Genomic DNA, 25383 nt, shown 5'->3' with positions numbered 1-25383 from the left:
ATGAAAAAAATTATTCTCATAGTAGACGATTCAGAGAGTATCAGAGAATTGGTTTCAGTTACACTGAAGGGAGAGGGATATGAGGTGTATAAAGGTGTAAATGGCCTGGATGGTCTGGAGCAACTTAAAAAAATCGAGGACAGGGTTTCTTTGATCATCACGGATCTATTCATGCCAGAGATGGATGGGGTAGGTCTGGTCAAGGAAGTGAGAAAGATGGATCAGTATAAGTACACGCCGATATTGATGCTGACCACAGAGTCCCATATCGAAAAGAAATTAGTGGCTAAGAAAGAAGGAGTGACCGGTTGGATTGAGAAGCCATTTGATCAAAATAGATTGTTGAAGATTGTACAAAAAGTGATCAGAAAGTAATGAAAGAGAAAGACCTAATACAACTGAGAAAAATCTTCATGGATGAAGCTACTGAGCTTTTTGAGAAGATCGAAAAAAATCTATTGGAGGCAGAGCAGGCACCCGAAGACGAGAATTTGATTGCTGCTTTGTTTCGTTCTATACACACGCTCAAAGGCAGTAGTGGTATGATCGGCTCCAAAAAAGTGACGGATTTCATCCATAATCTGGAAAACATCTTTGACAAAGTAAGGTCAGGGATGATGCCATTGACCGCAGAGATCATCGATTGTACTTTGAAGTGCATGGATCATGTCAAAGTGTTGATCATGAATCCTGACTTACCGGATCCAAAGGACAAAGAAAACGACAAGGTTTTGTCTGCGAAGATAGATGAGTTGCTAGTAGGTGGCTCTAAGTGGGGAAGTAATGCTCCGAAAAAAGCGAAAAAAGCCAAACCTGGACAACATACTTACCATGTATACTTTAAGCCAGGAGAAGAGTTTTTGAAGGATGGTTCTAATCCATTTTTACTGATAGAAGAGCTAACAGAAATAGGAGATACCGCGGTTTATGCTTATATTAACATAGACTCTCCTGACTCTTACGATCCTACCAAATGCTATACTTCTTGGCAGGTATTGTTGGCTACTGACGAACCCATGAGTAACATTCAAGAGGTGTTCATTTTTACTCAGCAAGAAGACGTCAAGGAGATCAAGCATGTTTGTGAAGGGAATATTCTTGAAAATGAAGCTTTTCAGGCTTTACTTCCAGCCATGCATAGTGGAGAAGACTTTAGCTATTCGAGAGTAATGGAACTGTTAGATGAACTACATGCAGAACCAACAGCCACCGCCAAAGCTGCACCAGCAGCTAAAGGAGAGAAGGGTGATGCCATTTCGAGCATCCGTGTTGCTTCCAACAAATTAGACGAATTGATGAACCATGTGAGTGAATTGATCACTACACAAGCGGCTCTTTCATTATACGCCAAAAACAATTTTGACCCAAATTTAGAGGCGATTTCGGACGAGATGGAAAAACTCGCTCGACAATTGAGGGATATAGCGTTTGACATGACTCTGTTGGAAATCGAGAATTTGTTTACTCGATTCCACAGATCTGTCAGAGATATTTCTGCTCAGCTTGACAAGTCTGTCAACTTCATCACCGAAGGTGGAGATACAGAGTTGGACAAAACTATAATCGAAAACCTGGCCGATCCATTGATGCATTTGATCCGAAACAGTTTGGATCATGGTATCGAAACCAAGGAAATCAGAGCACAACGAGGCAAACCTGAAAAGGGAACTATCAAACTGAGTTCATACTACTCAGGCACCAAGGTGTATGTGCAGATTGAGGACGATGGTAAAGGAATCGATACAGAAAAAATTCGTCAGAAGGCAATCAAGAATGGCTTGATAGACCAGGCAGACGAGTTGTCCCAAAAGGAATTATTGAATTTGATCTTCGTACCAGGATTCTCAATGGCTAAGGATGTAACGGATCTTTCGGGCAGAGGAGTAGGAATGGATGTGGTGAAAAAGAACGTGTTGGACTTGAGGGGAGACATCAGTGTGGAAAGCACCTTAGGAGAAGGTACGAAGATTATTATCGGTTTGCCGTTGACCCTGTCTGTGATAGATGGACTGCAGGTGAAGGTGGATGCTACTGATTATGTGATTCCACTTTCTAGTGTAGAGAAGTGTTTCGAAATGAAACGCAGCGAAGTGGTTAACGATTTCAACTCGGTGGTGTCTTTGGATGGGAAACAGTTCCCTTACATAGACCTGAGAAGGGAGTTTAAACTTTCGGAAGAAACTTCACCAGAAACCAACAGTGTGATACTTGTCAAAGATCATGACAAGGAAGTCGGATTTTGTGTAGATGAGATCGTAGGGGAGTACCAGGCTGTATTGAAGCCCGTCGGCAAGTATTACAGAAATCAGGAGTTTGTCTCAGGAGCGACGATTCTGGGAGATGGCAAGATTGCTTTGGTTCTGGATACCAACAATTTGATTTCGAAGAAAAACGGAAACCTAAAACTAGCTTAATCATGAGTAGTCTATTAGATGTTGAAGTAAAAGAAACGATTGATCAAAAGACATTTTTGACTTTCGATTTGGACAAAGAGACCTTTGCTGTAGAGGTAGAAAAGGTGGTTGAGATTCAGGAACTGACTAACATCACGCCCATACCTAATGCACCTAAGCATATGGCTGGAGTTCAAAACCTAAGAGGTAAAATCTTGCCATTGATCGATACTAAAGTGAAGTTCGGTTTAGATCCTATCAAAGAAACAGTTGATACCTGTATTGTGGTGATCGAGATGGAAGTAGAGGGTGAAAAAACCTTGGTAGGTACGCTGGTAGATGCAGTACAAGAGGTAGTCACGGTGCCTTCTGCTGAAATTCAAAGCTCTCCTAGTATTGACGCCAAGTTTGATTTGGACTTTGTCTCAGGGATGTTCAAAAAAGGTGATAAGTTCATCATGCTACTCAACCTTGATAAAACTTTTGCCCTTGACGAAGGGGATGCTGCCGATAACAAAGAGAATCAATCACACGCCAAATCTAAAAAGTCATAAAAGATGGAAACCAAGATAGATACACAGATACCAGAAAACGTACTGAGCTTTATCCTTGACAAAGAGCTTTTTGCTGTTAATGTGACTAAGGTGATAGAGATCATCGAAGTGCCCAAAATCTCTAAGATTCCAAGGTCTCCACTTTATATGACAGGAGTGATCAATGTGAGAAACCATATGGTGCCATTGGTAGATACCAGAGTAAAGCTAGGTATGAAGCCAACCGAATTTACTGTAGATACTTGCGTGATTGTGGTAGAGATCAATGCGGCTGGCCAGAGACTGGCAGTAGGAGTATTGGTAGATGAGGTGCAGGAAGTAATAGGGCTGAGAGCTGATGAAGTAAAGCCTGCTCCAAAATTTGAATCCAATGAATATGAAAAGTTCATACTTGGGATGTTCTCTTCTGACGAGCATTTCGCTATGATTTTGGATTTGGATCAAGTGTTCTCGCTCCATGAAATCATCGCACTGGAATCGGCCATTCATCCAGAAGACAAAACAAAAAAAGAAGAAACAACTAAAACTCAAGCTAAGCCTAAGAAATCGACTAAGAAGAAATAGTTGAAACTAAGCTGCAAACTAAAAAATAATAAATCATGAGATTGACCATAAAACTAAAACTGATAATCTATGCCGTCATGATGTTTTCCGTATTGGGAATCGTTTTGAGTCTGTTCTTTAGCTCAATATCGAAATACGAGGAATTGACTGATGTAAATGACCGAGTAAATGATATTTGGGTCAGTACTTTGGAGATGAGACGTGCAGAAAAGGATTTTTTACTCAGAGAGAGCAAAAATCCAGATTTCTACGAAAGTGGCCAAAGTAAAAATATCGATAAGTATCACAAAAAACTGGCAGAGGTAAAGTCTCTTTTGGATGGGTTAGAATCTAATGACGTCATTATTGAAAACGGCTATGTAGCTAAAATCAAAGATCTAAGAAGTTATTTCGGAGAATATGATTCAAAGTTTTCTGGATTAGTGAATGGAACTCGAGAAAGAGGTTTCCAGGACTGGGGTTTGATTGGTGATATGAGAAAAGCCATCAAAACAATGGAGGCCGAAATGTCAGATTGGAGAAACCTTACTAATATTTTGATGTTGAGACGTCATGAAAAGGATTATCTCCTCAGAGCTGATTTGAAATATCGAGACAAGTTGGTAAGTCTGGTTGATCAAATGATAGGAGAGGCTGAAGCACAGCATATAGAATACCTCGAAAACTACAAAAAGACTTTTTTGAATGTGATCGATATGGACAAACTTATTGGTTATAGCGAAAACGAAGGTTTAAGAGCAGAGCTTAGGGCTGCTGTTCACAAGGTAGAGCCAGCAGTTTCTTCCTTGATTGTAGACCTTTCCAAGGTAGTAGAGGCTGAAAAGGAACAGGCTATAAATTTGGTTTTAATAGTGGTGATCATTGGTCTATTTGCATCGGCTCTTACTGCATTAATTGTTATTAGAGCTATCAATAAATCTGTTCAAGTTGCTACTGATGCAATAGGCAAGGTGTCGCAAGGTGATCTCAATGTGAAAATCGAAAAATATTCGGATGACGAATTGGGAGACTTGCTTGATAATTTTGGTAAGATGACGACCAAATTGAAGCATATTATCGCCGCTGTTAAAGAAGGTACCAAATCCATGACTACTGCAAGTATGGAGGTGAATAAGACAACTCAGTTGATGGCCGAAGGCTCCTCTGAGCAGGCAGGTTCTGCAGAAGAGATTTCAGCATCAGTAGAAGAAATGGCTGCTAACATCGAACAGAGCACTAAGAATGCACAGGAGACAGAGCGAATGGCTGTATCAGGTGTAGAGAGACTGAATGAGAGCAATGAAGCTGTGAAGAAAACAGTTAACTCAATGAAAGTAATTACTGACAAGATTTCCATCATAGGAGAGATCTCTCGTCAGACTAACTTGTTGGCACTAAATGCTGCAGTAGAGGCTGCAAGAGCAGGTGAGCATGGTAAGGGCTTTGCAGTAGTGGCAGCTGAAATCAGACGCTTGGCCGAAAGAAGTCAATTGGCTGCCAATGAAATAGATCAGGTGTCTCTAGGTAGTGTAAATACCGCGACTGAGTCTGGTGAAATGCTGGAAAAAGTGTTGCCAGAGATTCAGGCCACAGCCAAACTGGTGCGTGAAATTGCTAATAGTAGTGTGGAACAAAATAACGGTGCAGAACAAATAAATAATGCTGTTCAAACACTAAATGATGTGGCTCAGCAAAACGCTTCTAGCATAGAGGAGCTAGCTGCCAATGCAGAGGAATTAAATAGCCTTGCAGATCAATTGACTGATATGATTTCTTTCTTTCAAGTAGATGAAGAGATAGATGGAGCTAGTACTGTAAGTTTTACAGCTGAGAATAAATCAGGCAAAAAAGACAACAGTGCTAAACTGGAGGATTGGGTCAAACACCAGGAAAGTAAAGTCGATAAGAAAGAGGCTCCTAAGACCGAACCTAAGGTAACTACAAAACCAGTGACTTCTACAGAGAAGAAGCCTACAGTAGCTCGTCCTGTTAGAGTCAATGAAGAAAAGAGGAAAATTAAAGGGATTGAATTGGATCTTGGAAGTACATCTGGTGCTTCAGATTCAGATTTTGAGAGTTTTTAAATCCTTAATAACCAATGAAATCACCTAATTTAAATACAGAAGTGAATCAATCTTTGATGCGTAAGGCGTTGAGCCAGTCGGAGTTTAAAAAATTGAGCTCATTCATTACTAGCAATTACGGAATCAAACTACCGGATCATAAGAAAGTGATGGTAGAAGGTAGATTGCAAAAGCGACTAAAGGAGTTGAATCTTAACACATTTGCCGAGTATATCGATATGGTGCTCTGCGATGAAGAGACAGACGAAGTAGTCAAAATGATCAATGCCGTCTCTACCAACAAAACGGATTTTTTCAGAGAGTCTGCTCACTTCGATTTTATGAATTTGCGCGTATTGCCTGAGTTGTTTGCTGAAAAAAGATCTACAGAGATTAAAATTTGGAGCTCGGCAGCCTCTACAGGAGAAGAAATTTATACCATCGCGATAGTGATGGAAGAATACATGAAAAAGCATGGGTTGAGTCACCGAAACTATACCGTATCCGGGACAGATATATCAGTAGATGCTTTGAGAACAGCAATTGATGGTGTTTATAACAATAGCCGTATCATCAATTTGCCGCAGCAAATGAAGAAAGACTATTTTCTTCGAAGCAAGGATCCCAAAAAGCCACTTGTAAGAGTTAAGCCAGAATTGAGAGCCAAAACAAAGTTTGGTAGACTTAATCTAATGGATGAGGACTACAAAATGGAAGACAGTTATGACATCATATTTTGTCGAAATGTCTTAATCTATTTTGATCGTCCCAATCAGGAAAAGGTAATCGCGAGATTAGTAAAGAAGTTGCGCCCTGGAGGATACCTCTTTGTCGGACACTCAGAATCGCTTTTTAGAAATCACGATGATCTTAAGTTAATCAAACCTACTATTTACCAAAAATCACTATGAGTCAGCTTACAGACGAACAACTGCTGGAGGAACTCCAGATCAGAATTGAAGAAAAGAATCGATTGCTTTCTGAGCAGAAACAATTCATGTCTGACCTAAAAACAGTCAATGATAAGCTATTGCAATCCGAAGAATTGAAATCTCATTTCCTATCCAATATTAAGAATGAGATCAATAACCCGATGACTTCTATCATAGGATTGTTGAGGGTAAACCTGGCTACTGATACTGAAATGGAATCCAGAATGAGGAATACTCAACTGGTATATAAAGAGGCTTCTGCCTTGAATTTTCAACTCCAAAACCTGTTCATGGCTGCTGAGTTGGAAGCTGGAGAGGCTAGAATGTCCAAGAGTAAGTTTACTTGTGTTGAGGTGATTGGTGAGGCTGTGTCGATGGTTCAAAGTCAGCTTGGCGATGTGAAAATTGCTTGCGTGGTTGATGCGGATATTAACGAATCGATGGTGTCGGATAGAGGTAAGCTTCTTGTAATTTTATCCAATCTGATATCCAATGCTCATAAATTTTGTGATGCTAACAATGGCCAGGTCAATGTTGATCTGACTAAGAATAGTGATGGACAGTTGGTTTTTAGTGTTTCGGACAATGGTGTAGGTATATCCGAAGAGGATCTGGGCGATATCTATGACAGATTTAATCAACTGGATGCCGGTACCACTAAGAATTACGGTGGACATGGCCTAGGCTTGTCAGTCGTTCATGCATTGGTTGATCTATTGGATGGATCACTCAAGATACATTCTCAACCTGGAAAGGGTACAGAGGTTACTGTGTCATTGCCCGCTGTTTTGGAATCTCAGGATGAAGAGATTTATGAAGAGGATGACTTTGAACTGTTTTTGGATTCTGACGAGCAGAGCTTTTGAATGCCGTAGATAAAATAGCGAAACACTTTTTGTATCCTTCCAATCTATTTGTGGCAGGGCAGCAGACCGAGGTTACCACAGTGTTAGGTTCATGTATTGCTGTTTGTCTGTATGATTCTAAAAGGCAGATAGGTGGCATGAATCATTACATGCTTCCCTTTTGGAATGGAAATGGTTTGGCTACAGCTAAGTTTGGCAATATCGCTATAGAGAAGCTCATCAAAGAAATGCACCGCAAAAACTGCAAGACTGAAAATATGGTAGCCAAGATTTTTGGAGGGGCAAATCAGGTGGACTTTACAGCTAGAATAGGAGATAGGAATACAGTAGTGGCCAAGGACCTTTTGAAGGAGCATGGCATCAGACTGGTAGCCGAGAGTACCGGAGGACAAAGAGGAAGAAAGATCATCTTTGATACCCAAAGTGGAATTGTCAAAATGCGCTTTGTAGGGCAAGATAAGGAGAAGAAGTGAGCAGCAAAATAAAGATATTAATCATAGATGATTCGCGCTCTGTGCAGAAGATGATGGAATTTGTCTTCTCACAAAGCAGCGATATCGAAGTGGTAGGTGCTGCACATGATGCCTATGAGGCAGTAGAGATATTGCGAGAGGTAAAGCCTAATGTGATATTGTTGGATGTTAGAATGCCTCGAATGGATGGGTTGACTTTTTTGAAGAAGTTGATGAATCAGCATCCTATTCCAACCATAGTATTTTCATCGCTCATAACGAAGAATCCAGAAATAGGCGTGAGAGCGCTTGAATATGGTGCAGTGGCAGTAATGGATAAACCTGTCATTGACTTTCAAAACTTGAAATCAACCATGCTTCAGGAAAAAGAATTGATCGATATGGTCAGGACTTTTGGAAATGAAAATCTGCCAAAGCGTTCAGAGTTGTTGGTTGATAGACCAAAGAAGTTGGTACCCATTGCAGTTGGTGCCAATGAGAAAATAGATACTGTCATTTGTATTGGGGCATCAGCAGGTGGGACTCAAGCCATGAAAGAAGTATTGCTTCAACTCCCGGTTAATTTCCCTCCCATATTGGTAGTTCAGCATATGCCAGTAGAATTTACGGGGCAGTATGCTCAGTACTTGAACGACACTTGTGCCATCCATGTAAAAGAGGCGGAGAACAATGAAATGGTAACTGCTGGTACAGTATACATCGCTCCAGGGGATCAACATCTGACGATGGTCAAGGCAGGAAATGGTTATAGAATCAAGTTGTTAGGAGGACCAAAGGTCTCTGGACATATTCCTTCAGTGGATGTTCTGTTCGACTCTGCCGCCAATCAGTTGGGGGAGAAAGCCATAGGCTTGATTATGACTGGAATGGGAAAAGATGGGGCGGAAGGGCTCTTAAAGATGAAAATAAACGGCGCCTATACCTTGGCCCAAAATGAGGCCAGTTGTGTCGTGTTTGGGATGCCTAAGGAGGCCATAGCATTAGGAGCAGCGGACAGGGTTTGTTCGTTGAAAGATATACCGCTGGTATTACATGATTTAGCAAAAAAGAAACACAGGAAATAAACAAGTAAGGTTATGATACTAGAATTAGAACAAAAGGAGCAGCTAGTGGCTGCAAAATTGATCAATGATGGGCTAAGCTGTGCCTCTGGTACATTGACGAGTCTATTGAAAACTCCAATTTCAATCAACAAAGTAGATTTTGGAGCAGATTCCATTCAGAAATCTCCTCGATTGAACTCGAGTGACAAAAATGCCCAACTGCATGTTTTGCGCACTGCCTTGATCGGTGAGTTGCAAGGCGTTTGTCATTTGATCTTTACTGAAGATGAGATTGAAAAAATCAATCAGGTATGCTTACCTCCCGGCCTGCAAAATGGTAGTGAAGAACAAAAGAAGATCTTAAGAGATGGTTTTTTAACCGAGTTGGATAACATAGTGTCTGCAGCAGTAGTGACGCAGTTTTCCAATTATCTGGACGTAGATCTTTTTGGACATGTGCCTAGCGTAGATGTCATGCCTCAAAATGAGATGAAAAGCTACTTGGAAAAGGAAGCCGCTGAGTTTGGAAATGTGGTTTATTTCAAAGCCAATTTTGAAGGGAAAGAATTAGATATTGCTCCTGATTTTACATGGATGTTTCAAGATCAGTTTTTAGATAAAATTAAAAGCACACTATAGGTTAGTATCATAACCTTGTTGTTTCTTGATGAGTATGGAATCGATGATTTGAGCTTTTCGATTCCATACCTTATCAAAACCCAAAGCCCAATCGTATGCCATGTGATTGGAAATTGCCTCTGTCAAATGAGGTGAAGTAGTCAGCGCGGAATAATTTGAATATATGCTCTATTCCGACTCCTAATTCTAGGTAGCTGTCTACCTTGTCTGTATGGAGATAATGTAGAGAAACTACCGATTGTACTTTTGATTTTCGAATCAAGGGCAGTTTATTGATGATGAACCCATTAAAGTGGTGAATGTAGTGTCCTTCCAGCCAATAGTCGTTGGTGCTATAATTGTAGTAATCCAGTAACTGGAAGTAATCATCATCAAAGTTGGCCAATATGGAGGCATTCGTGTTGAAGTGATTGAAATCCATGAATTTCAAATTTTTGTTATTCAGAAATGTCCCGCCCCCCATTATATATTCACTTCTACCGATCAACCCAAAGGGTAATTCATCCTCTATTTTTAATGATACTTTATCAAAATCAATGTCCGAACCTAGTATGTTCAAACCTTTACTGTATTTGATGTTCAGTTTTGGGTACTTGTTTTCTGCTATGATTTTCTTGTAAGGAGTAGTGATGTATTTCTGACCAAAACGAATGGAAGTGCTCAATTCAAAAAAAAGGGATTGATGACTCGTGAATGCGGTCGATCCATAGATGTTTTCGGGTACATTGGAACTGAACTCTCTCGTGTCTTGATAGAAGAAGGAGTAATCAATTTGATTGCTGAGTGGGCTTCTTTGAGAATAGACCAACTGTGGTCGAATAAAAAATCCATTGATGATTTCTTGCTGATATTCGAGTCCAACGAAAGTTCTTTCATAGGCCTTCATATAGTTCCTTCTATTCAATAAAGTTTCCATTGAGTTGATAAAAGGAGGGATTCCGTTTGAATTGAATTGTCGAATAAAATGCCCCGCTCCAATGGTGAAAGCCTGAAACTTTTGATGATTGAGCTTTTGCTCATAGAATGCTTGGCCGTAGAGTCGTTCGGAGGAGAAGCCATATCTAATCTCAGGAGTGAAATGGTTCTTCACGTTGTGGTCATCGTATCGGGTTAATCGGGTTCTTAAGTTGACCACCAATCCTTCTATTGTATTGTATTGCAAAGTTCGAATTAAGGATGGAAAGGAAAGGTAGAATTGAGATTGGCTATTTTCATATCTATATCCGGTGTAAAGCACCTTTCCTAAGGTCAACTCATTGGTAATTGCATCCATCGAATCTTTGTAAGCCTTGCTCTGTTTAAAAACCTCGATACTGTCCTTCTTTTGATAGTCTAGTCTCTCGATTTTTGTCAGAGGGACAGGTCTGACTTTGGACCAATATTCATCATCCCTTTCATTGGCTCCAACTTCAATTTTCAAGATTTCATTTTTAAAATCTCTAGGCTCAAGGTCGATGCTCTTAGCAGATTTTCGATCTGAGTAAGTCGATTTATTGTCATCCGCCTCCTTGCTCTGATCATTTTTAATTGCTTTGATGTATTTAGGGTTAAGTTCCACTTGATAGTCAGAGTAGTTGGCATTGAAATACCCAGAACCTTTGAAGCCAAAAGTGTTTAGATGAAATTGGAAATTCTGTGATAGCATCACCCAAACACTATCCCTGATCGGAGCATGAACTTGCTTGACGGTAAGAATGTCCAGAAACTCCAGTTGATGTTCTTTTGTTAAGGTCAATTCCAGTTTTGAAACGCGCCACAGATCCTCGATGATATAAAGGTAACCACTGAAAGTAGGGTCGTTGGCTCTTCGGGGAATGACTTTGATTTTATTTATCAAGAAATCTCCTTCCTGAACGACTCCCATTAGTTGGTAGTCATAAAAGAAAAAGGCGTTGTTGGCCAATGGAGAAACATATCCCCGCTCATTGATCTCCTCTACTTTGAATAAGTTGTCATAGATGGAAAAAAGTGTTTCTGAGGCCTGGTTGAAGCTGAATGATCCTTGATTGCCACTAACCTTTGAAGAAATCATCCGCTCTGATACATGATTGGGTTGGTGAAATTGTAATTCAGACACAGATTCTGAAAGGTAAACGATGCCTGTATCCAACGGGATATTTACACCTAATATGCGATTTGGCTTTGTGTCGAGTCTTTGAAGTCCCTTCATGTAGACTTGACACTTATAGGCTGTTATTTCTTCCTGAAACCGTTTTTTTGAGCGTATGGTGCTTCTGACTATTTCATAGGCGGGATTTTCGTTCTCTGCATTAACCACCACTTCTTCTAAGCGGAGGGTTTCTGGTTGCATGACAACATTAAGAATTGTTTCGGAATCCGTGATCTGAAGATTTCTTACTTCCTTTTTATAGCCTACATATTGAAATACAATGGTGTAATTACCAGGTTTCAACTGCAGGGTGTATTTCCCTTCTATATTACTGGTTGTCCCTATGGTAGTGCCTGCGATATAAAGGGAGGCGTAGGGGAGTGCTTCATCGTCCTGATTGGTAATAGTACCACTAATAGTTCCTGCTGAAGCAATCTGGCTAATGATTAATGCCACGAGAATAAACGGGATGCCTTTTTTTGCTAAATACAAGGAAATAGGAATAATTGAATTTTAAAGATTGAAGATAGGATTTTCTAATAGAATGGAGAATCAGGAGAGAGAAAAACTTTTATTGAACCCTTAATTGTGAATTACTCTAGGGATTAGAAAATAAATTTGTCTATTGAATCAGTACAGCTTGATTTTAAACTTCTTCAACAATCGGAGTAGAAGCGATCAGATGAATTCTTCAACACCAAGGTCAATGCCTTTAGAATACAGTTTAGAGCATTGACAAATAATGTATGATTCTTCCTGTTTGGACTATTCAAAATTTATGAGTGAATTTACCAATCCCCAGAAATACAGAATGGTCCTTAATAATCCCTCTCATCTTATTCGCTTTTTCAATCAAGACTTATATTTGAATAAGTTGAACCTGAACTAAGTAACAAAGAATGGATAAGTATATACAGCAAATCCTCCCGGAGAAATTCTACAAGAAATGGAAAGAAGGGAAGAGTGATCTGGTAGAGCGTCATGAAGAGCTGGCCATACTTTACGGTGATTTGGTGGGGTTTACTGTGCTGTCAAGAGAATTGGCACCTGGACATACGATGCAAATCCTGAATGACCTGATAGACTTGCTGGACGAAGCAGCTGAGCGGCATCAGATTGTCAGAGTTTCTACAGTGGGGCACCACTATATGGCCATGTCTTATGCAGAGTCCTCACATGAGAATGTCAAACGATTGCTGCAATTTGGTCTGGAGATACGGGAGATTGTAAGACGGTACGCCAAAGATCATAGTGTGGCTCTGGCTCAGGCATCTGCCGTTTGTGTTGGGGGAGCATTTGAAGGGGTCGTGGGACGAAAACAGATGAAATATGATGTCTGGGGAGAGGCGGTGAATACGGCCCATTTCATGAGCGAGTATGCTGAGTCAGGCGAATTGCTAATCAGTGCCTCAGTTACCGAAAGGGTGGGAGGAGACTACCTAATCGAGGAAAAAGCAGATGTCAAAGAACTAGCAGGCTTGAAGGTTTGGAACGTGCTCTCAAGCGTTTCAGAGTGATTTTGCCGGGTCAGGCTTTGACTCTTCGCCTCAAAATCCACTATCTTAGTTTTTCGATTATATGTAAGTAACCTAATGAACCTGACCAAACCAGCAATATCTCTTTTGACACTGGGCCTTTTGATTTGCTCCAGTACTTATGCCCAATTGTATGATTCTATCCAGTCGCTCTACCAGGCTGAGAAATATGAAGAGCTGATCCAACTCACAGATTCCCTGATAGCTGTACAGGAGGATTTCAATCATCGCCCTGAGATCTATGCTATGCGGGCGGATGCTTATTATTATATAGGAGAGTTGGAGTTGAGTTTGAAAGATTATCTCAATACGCTGCAATACGCCGACCAGTCGGATATTCAATATCAGTCTTTGGTTCAGGAGACCCATAGCTACATCGGGTTTTGCTATCGCGAGTTTCATTTTTACGAGCGGGCACTCCCGCACTTCCAGAGATCTCTCGAAATGGCTCAGGATCTAAATGACACGGTAGAGATAGCGACCAGTTATTATAATCTAGGATCAGTATTTCGCGATCTGGGACAGCTGGATCAATCGCTGACTATGCTCCAAAAAGCCTATCAGATCGATGTGGCTAGAAAAGATACCTCTGCCCTGGGCTTTGATCTGACGCTGATGACCAGTCTGGAGGTAGAGCTGGGTGATTTGGACAAGGCGCTGGCCTATGCCAAAGAATCACTGGAACTGCTGAGAGAAGAAGGAGGAAATGCCAACTCCAAAGCCATTCGGTACAAGTTGATCGGCCTGGTGTTTACTGAAAAGCAGCAATACGACAGTGCGCAGGCATACCTGGAGGAGGCCATGGTGCTCTTTCAGGATGCCAGAGATTCGCTGCGGCATATGGATACGCAACTGGCACTCGCTGAATTAGATCTGAAGCAGGGACGGTATGATCAGGCCAGTCAGACAATACAGCAATTGCAGCAAGAACTGGATATGAACCAATCGGCCGATCGACTGGCCAAATCCAATCTGATTTTGGCGGAAGCTTACATCAAGCAGAACTTTTATGTGCTGGCTCAAAACGTGTTGGAAAACAACCTAATCCTTTGCCAAGAGGCTGAGCTAATGGCTGAAGCCAGAGATAGCTACGAGCTATTGGCGGAGCTGTACGAGCAGCAGGGCAAGGAGCGCATGGTACTGATGACGAAGGAAAAGATGCTGGATCTGAGGGATTCGATTACGGCGATCAACAACCGAGAAGAACTCAGGAAAATGGAACTCATCTATCAGTTTGATCAGATGGAGCACGAGAATGAACTGTTGAAATTACAGAACGAAAAGGCTCAGCTAGAATTGGAGGCCCGGCAACAGCGCATCACGCTGCTTACGATTATTCTGGTACTGAGCATTTTGTCCTCCATAGCGATCATTGCAGGATTGATTTCTCGTTTCAGGATGAAAAAGAAACTGCTGCAGGCCGAAATCAACGAGCTGCGGATGCAAATCAGGGTGGTACTGAAAGGCGATACTTCAGCACTTGATCTGCAGGCCCTCAACGAAAAGCTCAATCGCTCCCTGTCCGAAAGGGAAATTGAAATACTACAACATGCCATCAGTGACCTGAGCAACACCGCGATTGCTGACAAGGTCTGTGTCTCTGTCAATACCGTGAAATATCACCTAAAAAACATCTACGATAAGCTAGGTGTGTCCAATCGCAAAGAGGCCATGGAGTTTGTGGTGAATACCAAATAAAGCTAATCCTTAATCAAGCGTAGCGTTTCTCCTGTCTGTGTCTGCAGGAGGTAAATGCCAGTCGGTAAATGAGCCAAAGAGAGACTGTTCTTTGGTTCTCTCACTGTCATCACTTTTTGTCCCAAAACTGAGGAGATAGTCACGGGGAAATCACTGTCTGTAGCGATCAGATTAATGGACTGCTGGGCAGGGTTGGGGTAGAGTTGGATTGAATGAGTTTCTGTTATTGGACTATTCAATACTGTCTTGCTTTTGGCCATCCAGGGGTCCGAATCGTAGTGATCGAAACTGCTGTTGGCGTTGGGATCTTCTGTCACCACGACAAAGCTGAGATCGCCCTGACGACTCAGAGTAGGCTCGCCGATACCTGCGGCGGTTCCTGAGCTGATCACCAACTCTGGTGTGGCCCAGCTGTCCCAGCCCTCTCCATTTTTGATAGATCGAAAGATCGCCAGTTTGCCATCGCTGTGGTAGGCGGCATAGTACAGATGCCAAGTGCTGCCTTGCTGGTGAAGGAAGGGCTGATGTTCGCGCTCGGCACTGTTGATGCTGCTGAGGTTGCTGGGGTCTGACCAGCTGCTGCCATTGTCTGTGCTCTGGCTGTACCAGATGTCTATGTCGCCTTCACCACCGGGTCGGTTGTCACTGTCGAAGAAAAGGATCAGCTCCTGGTCACTCAAGCGAATCAAGTGCGGATTGTCTTCGTTGTAGGTGCTGTTGATAGGTGAGGGGAGAGCTGTGCCGATTCCTGTAGGGTTGCTGTCGCTGGTTTCCATGATCCAGATGTCCTGATTGTTGCCCTCACTGTCGTTGCTGGTGAAGAGCATGTATTCTACCTGACCGCTGAGATCCACTGCAGGAGTGGGTGCTCCCTCGCTGTAGAAGTTGCGGGTCATATTAGACAAGGTCCAGCTCTCAAAGGGATCAGAAAGGGAGGCGCGTTCACTGATCAGTACATCAGAGTGCAGCCATTCGTTTGCCCCGATGGGATTCGTACTCAGGTCCATACCAAAGTCTGGCGCGCCACGATCATAATCTGCGCTGAAATCGTTGGGTAGGCTGCCATTGAGGGCAAAGGAGAGAAAGTCGAGCGGTACATAGGTGCAGTAGAGGGTCAATCCATCTGCCGATAGATGTAGACCATCCTCCCAACCCAAGGTCGCGAGAGGTAGCGCCTGCGGTGACTCAAAACTACTGGCATCCGCCACTACTGGTACTGCATTGGATTTGATGCTGGCCCAATCCTGAGCGGAGAGGCAAGTAGGTAAGAGAGAAATTAGGAGTAGGAAAGTGGATTTTTTCATCAGGTAAGCTTTCGAATGATATTGTGGAATAAGTTAGTGTTAAAAATGAGCTTTATATTAGGGATATCCAAATTAGAATTAGTTGTAAGTATATGAAACCAATAAAGAAACCCATCGCAAAGATCCCTGAAGATTTGAAGATCATAGGTGGACGTGTAAGAAAGCAAGACCTGAACCAGAGAAGGGTCAGAGCTTTCGAAAAGGCAGAAAGGGAAAGCTAGATTTTAGTACTTAGTATCTAGTAGTTAGAGGAGTTTCCAATAAGCGTTAGGTTCATCAACATTCAACCAGTCTACCAACAGGAAAGCTTTTAACTTTTCACTTTCAACTATCTAAGGTGGGCTAACAAATCGACGCAGGAGATTCGCGAGGGGATGTGCGGCATTCTTGAGAAGTACATAGTATAGAGTACAAAGTACCTGGTAGCTAGACGGCTTGGGTTTCTCATAAGTGATGGGCTCATGAACTTTCAACCAGACTAACGACAGGCAGGCTTTCAACTTTTCACTTTCAGACTTTTCACTATCTTAGGTGGGCTAACAAATCGACGCAGGAGATTCGCGAGGGGATGTGCGGCATGCTTGTGCGTATGAGCAAATTGGTATCTTGTACAGCTTATCAAGCTTCTTGATGATAATTGTTCGTGTTGTGATTGGCTAACAGATTGGTATCTTGTACAGCATGTGCCTTGATTTTCTTTTGTCCAAGTCAGTTGTGATTGGCTAACAGATTGGTATCTTGTACAGCAGACATCTTTCTACAGTACACCATCACTGAGTTGTGATTGGCTAACAGATTGGTATCTTGTACAGCAGACAAGAACAAGCACGAAGACTATGATCCGTTGTGATTGGCTAACAGATTGGTATCTTGTACAGCTGGGGCCAGCTGTATGTGCAGGTGCATAAGGTTGTGATTGGCTAACAGATTGGTATCTTGTACAGCAACATTCAGACACTTATCGAGAACCTTGATGTTGTGATTGGCTAACAGATTGGTATCTTGTACAGCCAGCCATTCCTTCTGGTTCATCAGGATAGAGTTGTGATTGGCTAACAGATTGGTATCTTGTACAGCCTGAAGGGGCAGACCTTCGGGAGGCAACCCGTTGTGATTGGCTAACAGATTGGTATCTTGTACAGCCTTAGGTAAGAATCGGATTATTTGACGGGTGTTGTGATTGGCTAACAGATTGGTATCTTGTACAGCCCTGTACCAGTATCTATAATCAATACATTAGTTGTGATTGGCTAACAGATTGGTATCTTGTACAGCCGTTTTCTACCTTCGCTATTACTGCATACTGTTGTGATTGGCTAACAGATTGGTATCTTGTACAGCCTTTGCTGATTTCTCTATTACAGATGCTCGTTGTGATTGGCTAACAGATTGGTATCTTGTACAGCCCAAATTGCACAATGTCTGCGTTCTCTCTCGTTGTGATTGGCTAACAGATTGGTATCTTGTACAGCTCTTGCCATTACTTGTAATCTGTGATTTTAGTTGTGATTGGCTAACAGATTGGTATCTTGTACAGCTCATAAAGATAAACAATATACAACCCATGGTTGTGATTGGCTAACAGATTGGTATCTTGTACAGCCAAAGTCTTTTCAAAAGATAGCGATCAACGGTTGTGATTGGCTAACAGATTGGTATCTTGTACAGCCTTTTAATGGAAACTATCACCTACATACGGTTGTGATTGGCTAACAGATTGGTATCTTGTACAGCCGCCCTAGCCAAAGGCACCGTAGCGCCTTAGTTGTGATTGGCTAACAGATTGGTATCTTGTACAGCCATTCAAAAAAACTATCCCTAGCATGGCCTGTTGTGATTGGCTAACAGATTGGTATCTTGTACAGCACAGGTAGGTTTAACTGCCTGTGCTGTTGTGTTTTAGAGGTTGTTTGTTCGGTGTAAAAGGAACGTAAAACCTGACAGGTTTCCGAAACCTGTCAGGTTTTTTTGTATCAAAACAAAGAGAGTTGCTGTGGTGTCTCGGGCAGTTCCTTTTCTTTTTTGCCATAGAAGAGCTCCATGTTACCAAACTGCTTGTCGGTAATGATCATGATGCCCACATAGCCATCCGGTGGTAGACTCTTCTTTACTCTTTTGATATGCAAAGCGGCATTTTCCCTGCTGGGGCAGTGCCTGAGATAGATCGAAAACTGAAACATGCGAAAGCCGTCTTTGAGCAAACGCTTGCGAAAGAGCGCCGCATTCCTACGGTCCTTTTTGGTATCCGTAGGCAAATCGAAAAACACCATGACCCACATGACTCGGTATTGGTTCAGGCGATAGGTTTGCATCGTTCGGGGAGTTTCAACTTGTCGCGATTGCCAAGTAGACATTCGGCCAGACTGGCTGTGGTATGTTGCATGGCGACCATCAGCGGTCTACGTTCTTTGCCTAGCATTACGTCTATGGTAGGGAGCTGTAGTAGGTGTTTTTTGAGCTCTGGTGAGAGGTCGTAGATGTCTATGTCCTCCATGTCCATGATGGAGAGCACCAGCTCGTCTACGAAGGGGCGGTAGGGCTCCATGATGTCATCGGCCAGGCAGTAGGCATTGTAGCGGTTGTGGTGATGGATGCCAAAGGTGGGGAGTAGGCCTGATCCCACCAGCGATCTGGCAGCAATGGCTCGTAGGATGGCATAGCCATAGTTGAGCATATTGTTGGGTTCGTCTTCGAACCTCCCTCTTTTGAAGTCGTCCGTATGGGCGGTAAAGAGCTTCTTCCAGTAAACCGCCGCAGCGCGGGCTTCCAGATTGTCCGGGTCACCGGACTTCACCTGTTTGGACCAGCGAAGCAAGGCTTCATGATCTTGATAGATGGCCTCAAGCAGGGCTGCCTGGTTTTTGATTTTGCTGCTAATCACTTGCTGCCAAAGTCGTTTTTTGGTGGGTTCAGTGGCCTGCAGTTGTGCGGTGAAGCGTTCTTGCTGCAGGGTATGACCCGATAGGTTCAGGTGTAGACCAGTGGGTAAGTGTCTGTCATCGCAGGTGATTAGTGCTACGTTGTTTTCCATCAGTCTGTGTATCAGCGCCTGGCTGATGGTGACCTGATAGTGGTCTAAAATGGTTACCCCTATATCTTCGATAGGGATGCTGACTTTTTCTTTTTCCTCCTCGGGAAAGGAGATGACCATCTGTTGGTCTTTGGTGCTGAGGTAGGCTGGATTGCCAAAGTATAGGGTTCGCTTGATCATGGTTGTTCAATTGTCGTGATTCTTTTAGACCTGACAGGTTTCTGAAACCTGTCAGGTTTAAATAGTATTTTATTCTAGTTTAATCTGTTCTGGATACTCAATATTTTGCTGATGAAACTTTGTGAATTCTTCTTTGCCCCCGAACCATTCTAATACCGCCCGTCGCTGAAGACGAGTGTGTTGATTACTTATCAATGCATGATAGGAGGAGTGGGGCCAGTCTTTGTAATGTTTGCAAAAGCGATGATGGACGGGGTTGTGATGGAGGTAATGGATTATTTTAGAAAGGTAGTCGTCGGTGGTGATTTCTTTTTGTTTGAAGTTGGACATGAAGAGGCTGCCTTTTCGACTGTACATCTTATTGTAAGCCTGAGTGTAGCTATTGAATAAATGAGAGAACTGTCGGCTGATGATAGCAGAAAACCCTCCAAGGGTTCCGAACCCTTGGAGGGCTGGTTGCTTTAATCTAAAAAACTGCAATACTTCATCCTCACTTCGAACCCTAACCAGTACATGAAAATGATTAGGCATCAGGCAATAGCAATAAGTCTCCGCTATGGGCTCTATATACTTACTCCACTGCTGCAAGAAGTAGCGATAATTCTCCTGAGACCGAAAGAGGTTTTCGGATCCATTCGCATGATTATAAATATGGTAGTAGGTTTCGGATTGCATGGTTGTTGGTTTATAGGTTTAGACCTGACAGGTTTCTAAAACCTGTCAGGTCTATTGGTTATTTATTGTATCAATATTCCCCCACCTGGACGATCTGGCCGAGGTGGTTAGTTACATGAGTGATGTTACCCAGGCGGTCAATGGTAAGTTTCCAACAGACTTCTTTGATTTGAGTTAGTCCATCCATGGTGTTTTGGTTTTTGTTATTACTACCCATTTCATTCTTGATAATTTCTTTTGCATAAAAATTGACCACACAATCTAATTTCCCCTGAGTAGTACTCACCATCTTATACACTCTGCCAGATTGATTAGTATCTAGCTGAGTGAAGTCTACCAAGTGTGGGCTGTCTATTTCCTCCTGAGTAGGTACATAGACCAGATCATAGGGGGAAAGGGTGAATAGCAGTCGGCCTTTTTCGGGATTGACCGGAATTGGTGTGCGTTCCGCTTTTGGTAGATGTGCGACTTGCTTCTGGTGTGCGATCACCGCATGTAAGGGGACCGTTTCGTAGCTGCGTGATTGACTCTCTTCGTCCCAGTAGATGGCGAAGAAAAGGTTGGTGCCTTCGGCAGCTTCCATTTTTTTATGAGATTTATCACTCTTTTTGCTGAGGTCAAATCGAGCTGAACTTGACTCAACAATTCTTATTCTGTAAACTGGTGCCAGTCCTTTTGCCTTCCTGTTCTCATTAAAGATTTCAATACCCTCAGGTGAAAAAGCATTCTTAGGATTTGTGAAGTCTTGGTTCAGGTGCATGACTAAATCTATTTGAAGACTATAATCAGCTACTTTATAGATTTTTTTTAAAACACCCTTATACTTATCATCGGCTAGATAATCTATGGCTTGACGTTTCCCGTATTTGTTGTTGCTTACCTTAAAGTGTGTTTTCCTTACAGGCAATCCAAGGTTGTCTAGGATTGGGTTTGATTTCAAATATTTGACAGTTTTTCCAGATGATGAATCGTTTTGGATAAAGACATCTTCAACTCTTGCTCTAATCTCTGGGTCTATGATGAGATGTCGTTTGGAAAGGCTTTTGTCGATATCAAGTACATCAAACCATAGATTTACCTTGCCATATGGCATGGGGTCATGCATTGGCTTTCTGATGGCCCAGTGGTCGCCTATGGTTTGGGGTACGAGTTCTTTTTTCTTGTGTCCGTTGCGCTCCACCCACTGCCAGGTTTTATTGCTGGCTTTGTTGATCACGCGTAGGTTTTGTTTGAAGCTGATGATGGTAGTTTCCAGCTTGTCTTTGGCCTGTGGTGCAAAACCTTTCCATGGCATTTGGAAGGTCTTGGTAAAGTGGCCCTTCTCGTTTTTGATCAAGAGGGTTGGCTGTAGTTCGTGCCTTGTCTTTTCGTTGTTTAGACTATTGAGATACTGGATGTGTTGACGGCTGGTGCAAGCGATCACGAGTGCATCGAGTGCGTGATGTCGGTGGTCGATACGTTTTTTGTTGAAGCCTCGGGCATGCTCCTCAGGGACTGTGGCTCTGAAGGCATTGATGTTGCTGTCCCATTCACCATATTCATTGGTATTGGTCAGTTCATTGAGTCGCTCGAAGCGGGGTGCTACGATCTCGTTCCACTTGTCGTGTAGTCCCCAGTCGTTTTTGAGCTGGTTGGTGATGGCTCCTGGCGTGCTCACAACTCTACGTGAGGTGGCTTCCGTTTCGTTTTCTTCCCGCACCATGTTGCTCAGTAGTCCTTTGACTAGCTTGCTGATATAACGGCTGTCGTTGAGCTGTCGGTTGATGAAGCCCTCTGGGATGTCTTCACTTAGCAGGTTGTTGAGCTTCGTTCTGTTCTTGGCAAAGTACTGTTTACAGTGCTTTTCGTACTGTTCAACTTTTAAGACTTTTACTGATCTATTTTGGCCAATTTCTATTCGCTCTCCTCCATGGTGAAGAATAAACTCCATTCCAGTTTTGTCACTTTTTAGGGAATTTACTTCTGACTCGCAAATAACCTTGTTGCTTAAAGAATTATCGAAGTACCTCTTCTGTGGAATCACATGCTCGATCTGATAGGCAGTGGTAAAGAGTTTGCTCAGTGGGATCATCTCGCCTGTATATGGAGAGGTATACCCTTGCCCCAGCCATAGCTTGTATCGCTGGATATCGTTTTTACTTGGGTCGTTCTTCTTTCTGATTTTGTCTATGTCGTCCTGACTCAGTTGATCAAACTTACTGTCAGGGTTTTGATAGATACCTTCTTCGTAGATTTTGAGCAAATCCTGATGGCTAGGCGAGTAGGGACGAATGTCACCATCTACGTTCGGGTCTTGCATCAGTTCAGTGAGGATTTCACGAATACGAATGTTGGTGTTTTCGTTTTCGGTGATTTGACGGGTCATGTTCTTCCGTTTCTCCGCTGGATTTTTCATCTCACGGCCCAACTCTACGTGTAGTTCATCGAATACCAGTGGGTAGTGTTTTTCTACCTTGCCAGTAAGAGTATTGGCCTTCTCCTCGTAGGGTGCGCCACTATTTCGAGCAGCCTGTATCCAGATGTCACGGACTGTACGCAGGGTCTCGGTGACCACTTGCTCGACGATTGGGTTACGCAGGCTGTGTTGTTTGAAATGGTGTAGGAACATGTCAATATCCTGAGGATGCCGCCAGGTTTGAGTCTCGCCAGCTTCGGCATGACGGTTGTAGATGGCATAGCACGCTTGGTAGGTATTGAGACCAGACATAGGACGGTCTTTTGTCTTGGCAAAGCTCCTGAGTACGGCACTAGTGATCTCATCATCTGCTACCCATTCGTCTATTTTCTTAGCATCATAGTCGATAGATGTCAGTCGGGCATGGATGTCATCTATGCGCTCTTTTGCCTCTGGCAGAATGTCTTCAATAGACCAATACGATCCTCTCCGCATAAGGGGAAGCAATTTTTTGATCGCTTTGAGCGAGTAGGCCGCATAGTCACCGTCAAAGGGAGGTGTCTTGCCAAAAGCAGTTTCCATTAACTCATCATTCAGACCATTTTTAACAGCAAAAGTCTTTAGTGCTTTTATAAACTGAATTTTGTCTGTGACCGAATAGATCATGTGCCAGAGGGTCAGCTCCCTATCGACGGTGAGAAATGCTTCAGGATCTTCAGTGACTTTTTTGAGACGAGTTAGGAGCATATGACGCGTTTCATTGGCTGGATACTTCTTGTCTTCTACATAGTTCCAGCGGTAGTTGTCCTTGTTCTGCTTATCGATCTTTTTGGAAGTGACCAGATACTGTATGATGTGTTTTTGCTCGACTTCTTTACGGCTATTCAGTATGTCATATAGTGCGATCCACTCGTCCTCTGTGCTGAAACATTGATCTGTGACGGAGTGATCCAATACGGTCTTACCTTCTTCGATATGTTCCTTTTTATAGATTCTAAGGTTGTGAACGAACTGCCACAAGCGGAACTCTTGAAACATAGGATGTGATTTCGGGCAAGCAGATAACGGACGGCTAACCTCCTTAGTTTCCATCGCGCCAGTAGCCTTATTTTTCTCCTCTATACGGTAGGATTTGGTTTCGTACTGGCAGCCTCCTATTGTGGACTTTTTGCTTTTGAGTGGACGCTGGTAGAATATGATATCCTTGACGAAAAGGTGCAAGAGCCCTTTTTCTTTGAGATTGGCAGCATGAGCATCGTTGTTGGGGTACAGTTCTTTGATGCAAGCTGCATAGAGGCGTTTCCCGTCATCATTGGATAGGTTGAGCTCTGGATGGTGATTGACTTGACATTGGATGATGGCTTCCAGTTCCTGTCGGTAGTATTTGCGCTCTATGGTGCGGATTAGTTTGCCACGTATTTTCTGCGTGGGGTTGGCTAGCAACTGCTCGAATATGTATTCTCCTACGTGCTCACCTGATCCATCGATATCTTGTTCGGTTTTCTTTTTGATGGCGATCCAGTCCTGTTCAGAATCAACGGCCTTGAATGTTCTCTTGGTATCTCCACTGGCTGTTTGCGAGGTAGTGACGATGAACTCTTTTGTTTTGCCTAGCCAATCGTCAGGTTTGGTAGTTTGTTTGTCATACTGCCATCCATTAGAGAAATATATATCGTAGAGTTTCTCACCAGATTTCTTGATGCTCTCTCCCGAGTCAACGACTCTACCCACTTCGAGAATTTCAAATGTTTTTACTTTGCCATCCGTTTCCTCTTCCTCTTCACCGCGCAGTTGGTAGTAGCCACGCTTTTGGTTGAAGTGAAGTAGGAGCCAGGCCAGTTCTTCTTTAGTGATTTTGTTGCGGAGGGCTTTTTTGCGCAGGTAGTAGATCGTCCAGTCGTATGGGATGTTTTGATGGTGACCAGCTGCTTTGAAGAGTTGAGCCATTTCTTGAAAGCTATCCATAAATAGGAATTGATGCTTCCCGTTTTCGGACTGTATATAATTGAGTTTGGTTTCTTTACCTTCTTTGAATTGACCTTTCCTTTCAACAAAGTCGATGGATGTTGCATAATGCTGAGGTAGAAAACCTAGCACATTCAATACTCTGTGCAGTCGGTCGCGTCGAAGATTATCACGTTGGTAAAGTTTTCTGATGGATCTGAAATCTGTTCTTTTACCAGCAGCAGTAAATGCCTGTCCTGCATTTGCTTTGGATAGGGCTTGTCCAGCTTTATATCTGTCCAGTACTTTTGCATCTGTTGGGATAATCCTACTTCCCAGTCCTTCGATATGTCCATCTTTATTTTCTAAATCATGCAGTATGTCGGCCCACCCAATCGAGTTGGTCCCCAAATCCAATCCTAATATTCTTTTCATATTCTAGTTAGTTTATCTATATTCGTCTTACCAATTTGTTAATCAATCACAATAAGGATTATTCCGTTGTGAAAACATTTAAAGCGGGGGCTGTCTTCAGTACCTCGCTTTTTCTTTTTAAATGTTTCGTGAACTCCATAATTCAATTATTTGCTGTGAACAAAACATTTAGCGCCTCGACTACCTTCGGGGCTTTTGTTTTTGTCTAAGTACAAGCATCACTGCTTGTAATTCCCATACCTTTTCTCGAATAGATGTGCCTGATGACCCTGTGCTGCTGGGTCGAGCCTCAAACTAATATTTAAAATGCTAATAAGAAAAGAATCTTTGCGTCAATCATGTAGATACATGAGCTAATGGTACTATTCGTAGATTTTATGGTTTTTGACTGTGTTTTGTAGAAGGGGGAGTCTATGGATATAACCCTCCAAGGGTTGGCAGGTTATTTAGGGTTGAAAGTATAGCTTGGTTCGTTTGGCGAAGAAACCCTTGGAGGGGTTTAGTAATATGTAAAAAAACAGCCCGAGTTGGGTACTTCCTACTGGGCTGTTTACTTGTTTTGGGCTACAT

Annotated in this window: 19 protein-coding genes and 1 CRISPR repeat array; of the genes, 13 read left to right on the top strand and 6 right to left on the bottom strand. The window is 42.7% G+C overall.

Annotation, left to right across the window (positions count from 1 at the left end; translation table 11 throughout):
• From N7U62_RS06900 to N7U62_RS06855, 10 genes are all read left to right on the top strand, one after another.
• Nucleotides 1-375: a response regulator gene (locus N7U62_RS06900; RefSeq protein ID WP_264137172.1), complete on the top strand. Its 375-nt coding sequence runs from the start codon at nucleotides 1-3 to the stop codon at nucleotides 373-375.
• Nucleotides 375-2414 (top strand): chemotaxis protein CheA, encoded by a 2040-nt coding sequence (locus tag N7U62_RS06895; RefSeq protein ID WP_264137171.1) that lies wholly within the window; start codon nucleotides 375-377, stop codon nucleotides 2412-2414. Before N7U62_RS06900 ends, N7U62_RS06895 begins: the two co-directional genes overlap by 1 nt.
• A 2-nt stretch (nucleotides 2415-2416) precedes the next feature.
• The gene (locus tag N7U62_RS06890; RefSeq protein WP_264137170.1) at nucleotides 2417-2947 is read left to right on the top strand and encodes a chemotaxis protein CheW; all 531 of its coding nucleotides are present in this window, start codon (nucleotides 2417-2419) and stop codon (nucleotides 2945-2947) included.
• A 3-nt stretch (nucleotides 2948-2950) separates the two neighbouring features.
• Nucleotides 2951-3511, top strand: a complete 561-nt coding sequence (locus tag N7U62_RS06885) for a chemotaxis protein CheW (RefSeq protein ID WP_264137169.1) — start codon at nucleotides 2951-2953, stop codon at nucleotides 3509-3511.
• A gap of 35 nt (nucleotides 3512-3546) precedes the next feature.
• A complete protein-coding gene (locus N7U62_RS06880) occupies nucleotides 3547-5574 on the top strand; it encodes a methyl-accepting chemotaxis protein (RefSeq protein WP_264137168.1) in 2028 nt (675 codons plus the stop codon).
• Between the two features lie 14 nt (nucleotides 5575-5588).
• Nucleotides 5589-6464 carry a CheR family methyltransferase gene (locus tag N7U62_RS06875; RefSeq protein ID WP_264137167.1) on the top strand — a complete coding sequence of 292 codons (876 nt, stop codon included), beginning with the start codon at nucleotides 5589-5591 and terminating at the stop codon, nucleotides 6462-6464.
• Nucleotides 6461-7351, top strand: a complete 891-nt coding sequence (locus tag N7U62_RS06870; RefSeq protein WP_264137166.1) for a sensor histidine kinase — start codon at nucleotides 6461-6463, stop codon at nucleotides 7349-7351. The genes N7U62_RS06875 and N7U62_RS06870 overlap by 4 nt, the downstream gene beginning before the upstream one ends.
• A gap of 137 nt (nucleotides 7352-7488) precedes the next feature.
• Nucleotides 7489-7824 carry a chemotaxis protein CheD gene (locus N7U62_RS06865; RefSeq protein WP_264137165.1) on the top strand — a complete coding sequence of 112 codons (336 nt, stop codon included), beginning with the start codon at nucleotides 7489-7491 and terminating at the stop codon, nucleotides 7822-7824.
• A complete protein-coding gene (locus tag N7U62_RS06860; protein ID WP_264137164.1) occupies nucleotides 7821-8888 on the top strand; it encodes a protein-glutamate methylesterase/protein-glutamine glutaminase in 1068 nt (355 codons plus the stop codon). Before N7U62_RS06865 ends, N7U62_RS06860 begins: the two co-directional genes overlap by 4 nt.
• Before the next feature lie 12 nt (nucleotides 8889-8900).
• Entirely contained in the window at nucleotides 8901-9506 is a 606-nt protein-coding gene (locus N7U62_RS06855) for a hypothetical protein (protein ID WP_264137163.1), read from the top strand.
• 73 nt (nucleotides 9507-9579) lie between these two features.
• On the opposite strand, the gene N7U62_RS06850 is transcribed toward N7U62_RS06855, so the two are convergent.
• The gene (locus N7U62_RS06850) at nucleotides 9580-12072 is read right to left on the bottom strand and encodes a DUF5686 and carboxypeptidase regulatory-like domain-containing protein (RefSeq protein ID WP_264137162.1); all 2493 of its coding nucleotides are present in this window, start codon (nucleotides 12070-12072) and stop codon (nucleotides 9580-9582) included.
• A 443-nt stretch (nucleotides 12073-12515) separates the two neighbouring features.
• On the opposite strand from N7U62_RS06850, the gene N7U62_RS06845 reads away from it, so the two are divergent.
• Nucleotides 12516-13133 (top strand): adenylate/guanylate cyclase domain-containing protein, encoded by a 618-nt coding sequence (locus N7U62_RS06845; RefSeq protein WP_264137161.1) that lies wholly within the window; start codon nucleotides 12516-12518, stop codon nucleotides 13131-13133.
• Nucleotides 13134-13208: 75 nt separating this feature from the next.
• A complete protein-coding gene (locus N7U62_RS06840; protein WP_264137159.1) occupies nucleotides 13209-14849 on the top strand; it encodes a tetratricopeptide repeat protein in 1641 nt (546 codons plus the stop codon).
• 2 nt (nucleotides 14850-14851) lie between these two features.
• Here N7U62_RS06840 and N7U62_RS06835 read toward each other — a convergent pair whose 3' ends face one another.
• Nucleotides 14852-16153 (bottom strand): T9SS type A sorting domain-containing protein, encoded by a 1302-nt coding sequence (locus N7U62_RS06835; protein ID WP_264137158.1) that lies wholly within the window; start codon nucleotides 16151-16153, stop codon nucleotides 14852-14854.
• A 92-nt stretch (nucleotides 16154-16245) separates the two neighbouring features.
• On the opposite strand from N7U62_RS06835, the gene N7U62_RS06830 reads away from it, so the two are divergent.
• Nucleotides 16246-16374, top strand: coding sequence for a hypothetical protein (locus N7U62_RS06830; protein WP_264137156.1), 129 nt, complete (start codon nucleotides 16246-16248; stop codon nucleotides 16372-16374).
• Nucleotides 16375-16798: 424 nt separating this feature from the next.
• Nucleotides 16799-18020: a CRISPR direct-repeat array (repeat unit 37 nt; unit sequence GTTGTGATTGGCTAACAGATTGGTATCTTGTACAGCC).
• 106 nt (nucleotides 18021-18126) lie between these two features.
• On the opposite strand, the gene cas2 is transcribed toward N7U62_RS06830, so the two are convergent.
• The 4 genes from cas2 to cas9 form a co-directional block, all read right to left on the bottom strand.
• Nucleotides 18127-18465, bottom strand: coding sequence for a CRISPR-associated endonuclease Cas2 (gene cas2, locus N7U62_RS06825; RefSeq protein ID WP_264137155.1), 339 nt, complete (start codon nucleotides 18463-18465; stop codon nucleotides 18127-18129).
• Nucleotides 18447-19364 (bottom strand): type II CRISPR-associated endonuclease Cas1, encoded by a 918-nt coding sequence (gene cas1 / locus N7U62_RS06820; RefSeq protein ID WP_264137154.1) that lies wholly within the window; start codon nucleotides 19362-19364, stop codon nucleotides 18447-18449. The genes cas2 and cas1 overlap by 19 nt, the downstream gene beginning before the upstream one ends.
• Nucleotides 19365-19433: 69 nt before the next feature.
• Nucleotides 19434-20039: a hypothetical protein gene (locus tag N7U62_RS06815; RefSeq protein ID WP_264137153.1), complete on the bottom strand. Its 606-nt coding sequence runs from the start codon at nucleotides 20037-20039 to the stop codon at nucleotides 19434-19436.
• A 70-nt stretch (nucleotides 20040-20109) separates the two neighbouring features.
• Nucleotides 20110-24813, bottom strand: a complete 4704-nt coding sequence (gene cas9 / locus N7U62_RS06810; RefSeq protein ID WP_264137151.1) for a type II CRISPR RNA-guided endonuclease Cas9 — start codon at nucleotides 24811-24813, stop codon at nucleotides 20110-20112.
• Between the last annotated feature and the right edge of the window lie 570 nt (nucleotides 24814-25383).

The organism is Reichenbachiella ulvae (genome assembly GCF_025833875.1).
Lineage (GTDB): Bacteria > Bacteroidota > Bacteroidia > Cytophagales > Cyclobacteriaceae > Reichenbachiella > Reichenbachiella ulvae.
This window is presented reverse-complemented; position numbering and strand designations above follow the sequence as displayed.

Coding starts and splice junctions, on each gene's coding strand:
- N7U62_RS06845 (WP_264137161.1), top strand. CDS start 12,516: ATGGATAAGTATATACAGCAAATCCTCCCGGAGAAATTCTACAAGAAA.
- N7U62_RS06815 (WP_264137153.1), bottom strand. CDS start 20,039: ATGCAATCCGAAACCTACTACCATATTTATAATCATGCGAATGGATCC.
- N7U62_RS06885 (WP_264137169.1), top strand. CDS start 2,951: ATGGAAACCAAGATAGATACACAGATACCAGAAAACGTACTGAGCTTT.
- cas2 (WP_264137155.1), bottom strand. CDS start 18,465: ATGCAAACCTATCGCCTGAACCAATACCGAGTCATGTGGGTCATGGTG.
- N7U62_RS06880 (WP_264137168.1), top strand. CDS start 3,547: ATGAGATTGACCATAAAACTAAAACTGATAATCTATGCCGTCATGATG.
- N7U62_RS06830 (WP_264137156.1), top strand. CDS start 16,246: ATGAAACCAATAAAGAAACCCATCGCAAAGATCCCTGAAGATTTGAAG.
- N7U62_RS06895 (WP_264137171.1), top strand. CDS start 375: ATGAAAGAGAAAGACCTAATACAACTGAGAAAAATCTTCATGGATGAA.
- N7U62_RS06890 (WP_264137170.1), top strand. CDS start 2,417: ATGAGTAGTCTATTAGATGTTGAAGTAAAAGAAACGATTGATCAAAAG.
- N7U62_RS06875 (WP_264137167.1), top strand. CDS start 5,589: ATGAAATCACCTAATTTAAATACAGAAGTGAATCAATCTTTGATGCGT.
- cas1 (WP_264137154.1), bottom strand. CDS start 19,364: ATGATCAAGCGAACCCTATACTTTGGCAATCCAGCCTACCTCAGCACC.
- cas9 (WP_264137151.1), bottom strand. CDS start 24,813: ATGAAAAGAATATTAGGATTGGATTTGGGGACCAACTCGATTGGGTGG.
- N7U62_RS06835 (WP_264137158.1), bottom strand. CDS start 16,153: ATGAAAAAATCCACTTTCCTACTCCTAATTTCTCTCTTACCTACTTGC.
- N7U62_RS06870 (WP_264137166.1), top strand. CDS start 6,461: ATGAGTCAGCTTACAGACGAACAACTGCTGGAGGAACTCCAGATCAGA.
- N7U62_RS06900 (WP_264137172.1), top strand. CDS start 1: ATGAAAAAAATTATTCTCATAGTAGACGATTCAGAGAGTATCAGAGAA.
- N7U62_RS06840 (WP_264137159.1), top strand. CDS start 13,209: ATGAACCTGACCAAACCAGCAATATCTCTTTTGACACTGGGCCTTTTG.
- N7U62_RS06855 (WP_264137163.1), top strand. CDS start 8,901: ATGATACTAGAATTAGAACAAAAGGAGCAGCTAGTGGCTGCAAAATTG.
- N7U62_RS06865 (WP_264137165.1), top strand. CDS start 7,489: ATGAATCATTACATGCTTCCCTTTTGGAATGGAAATGGTTTGGCTACA.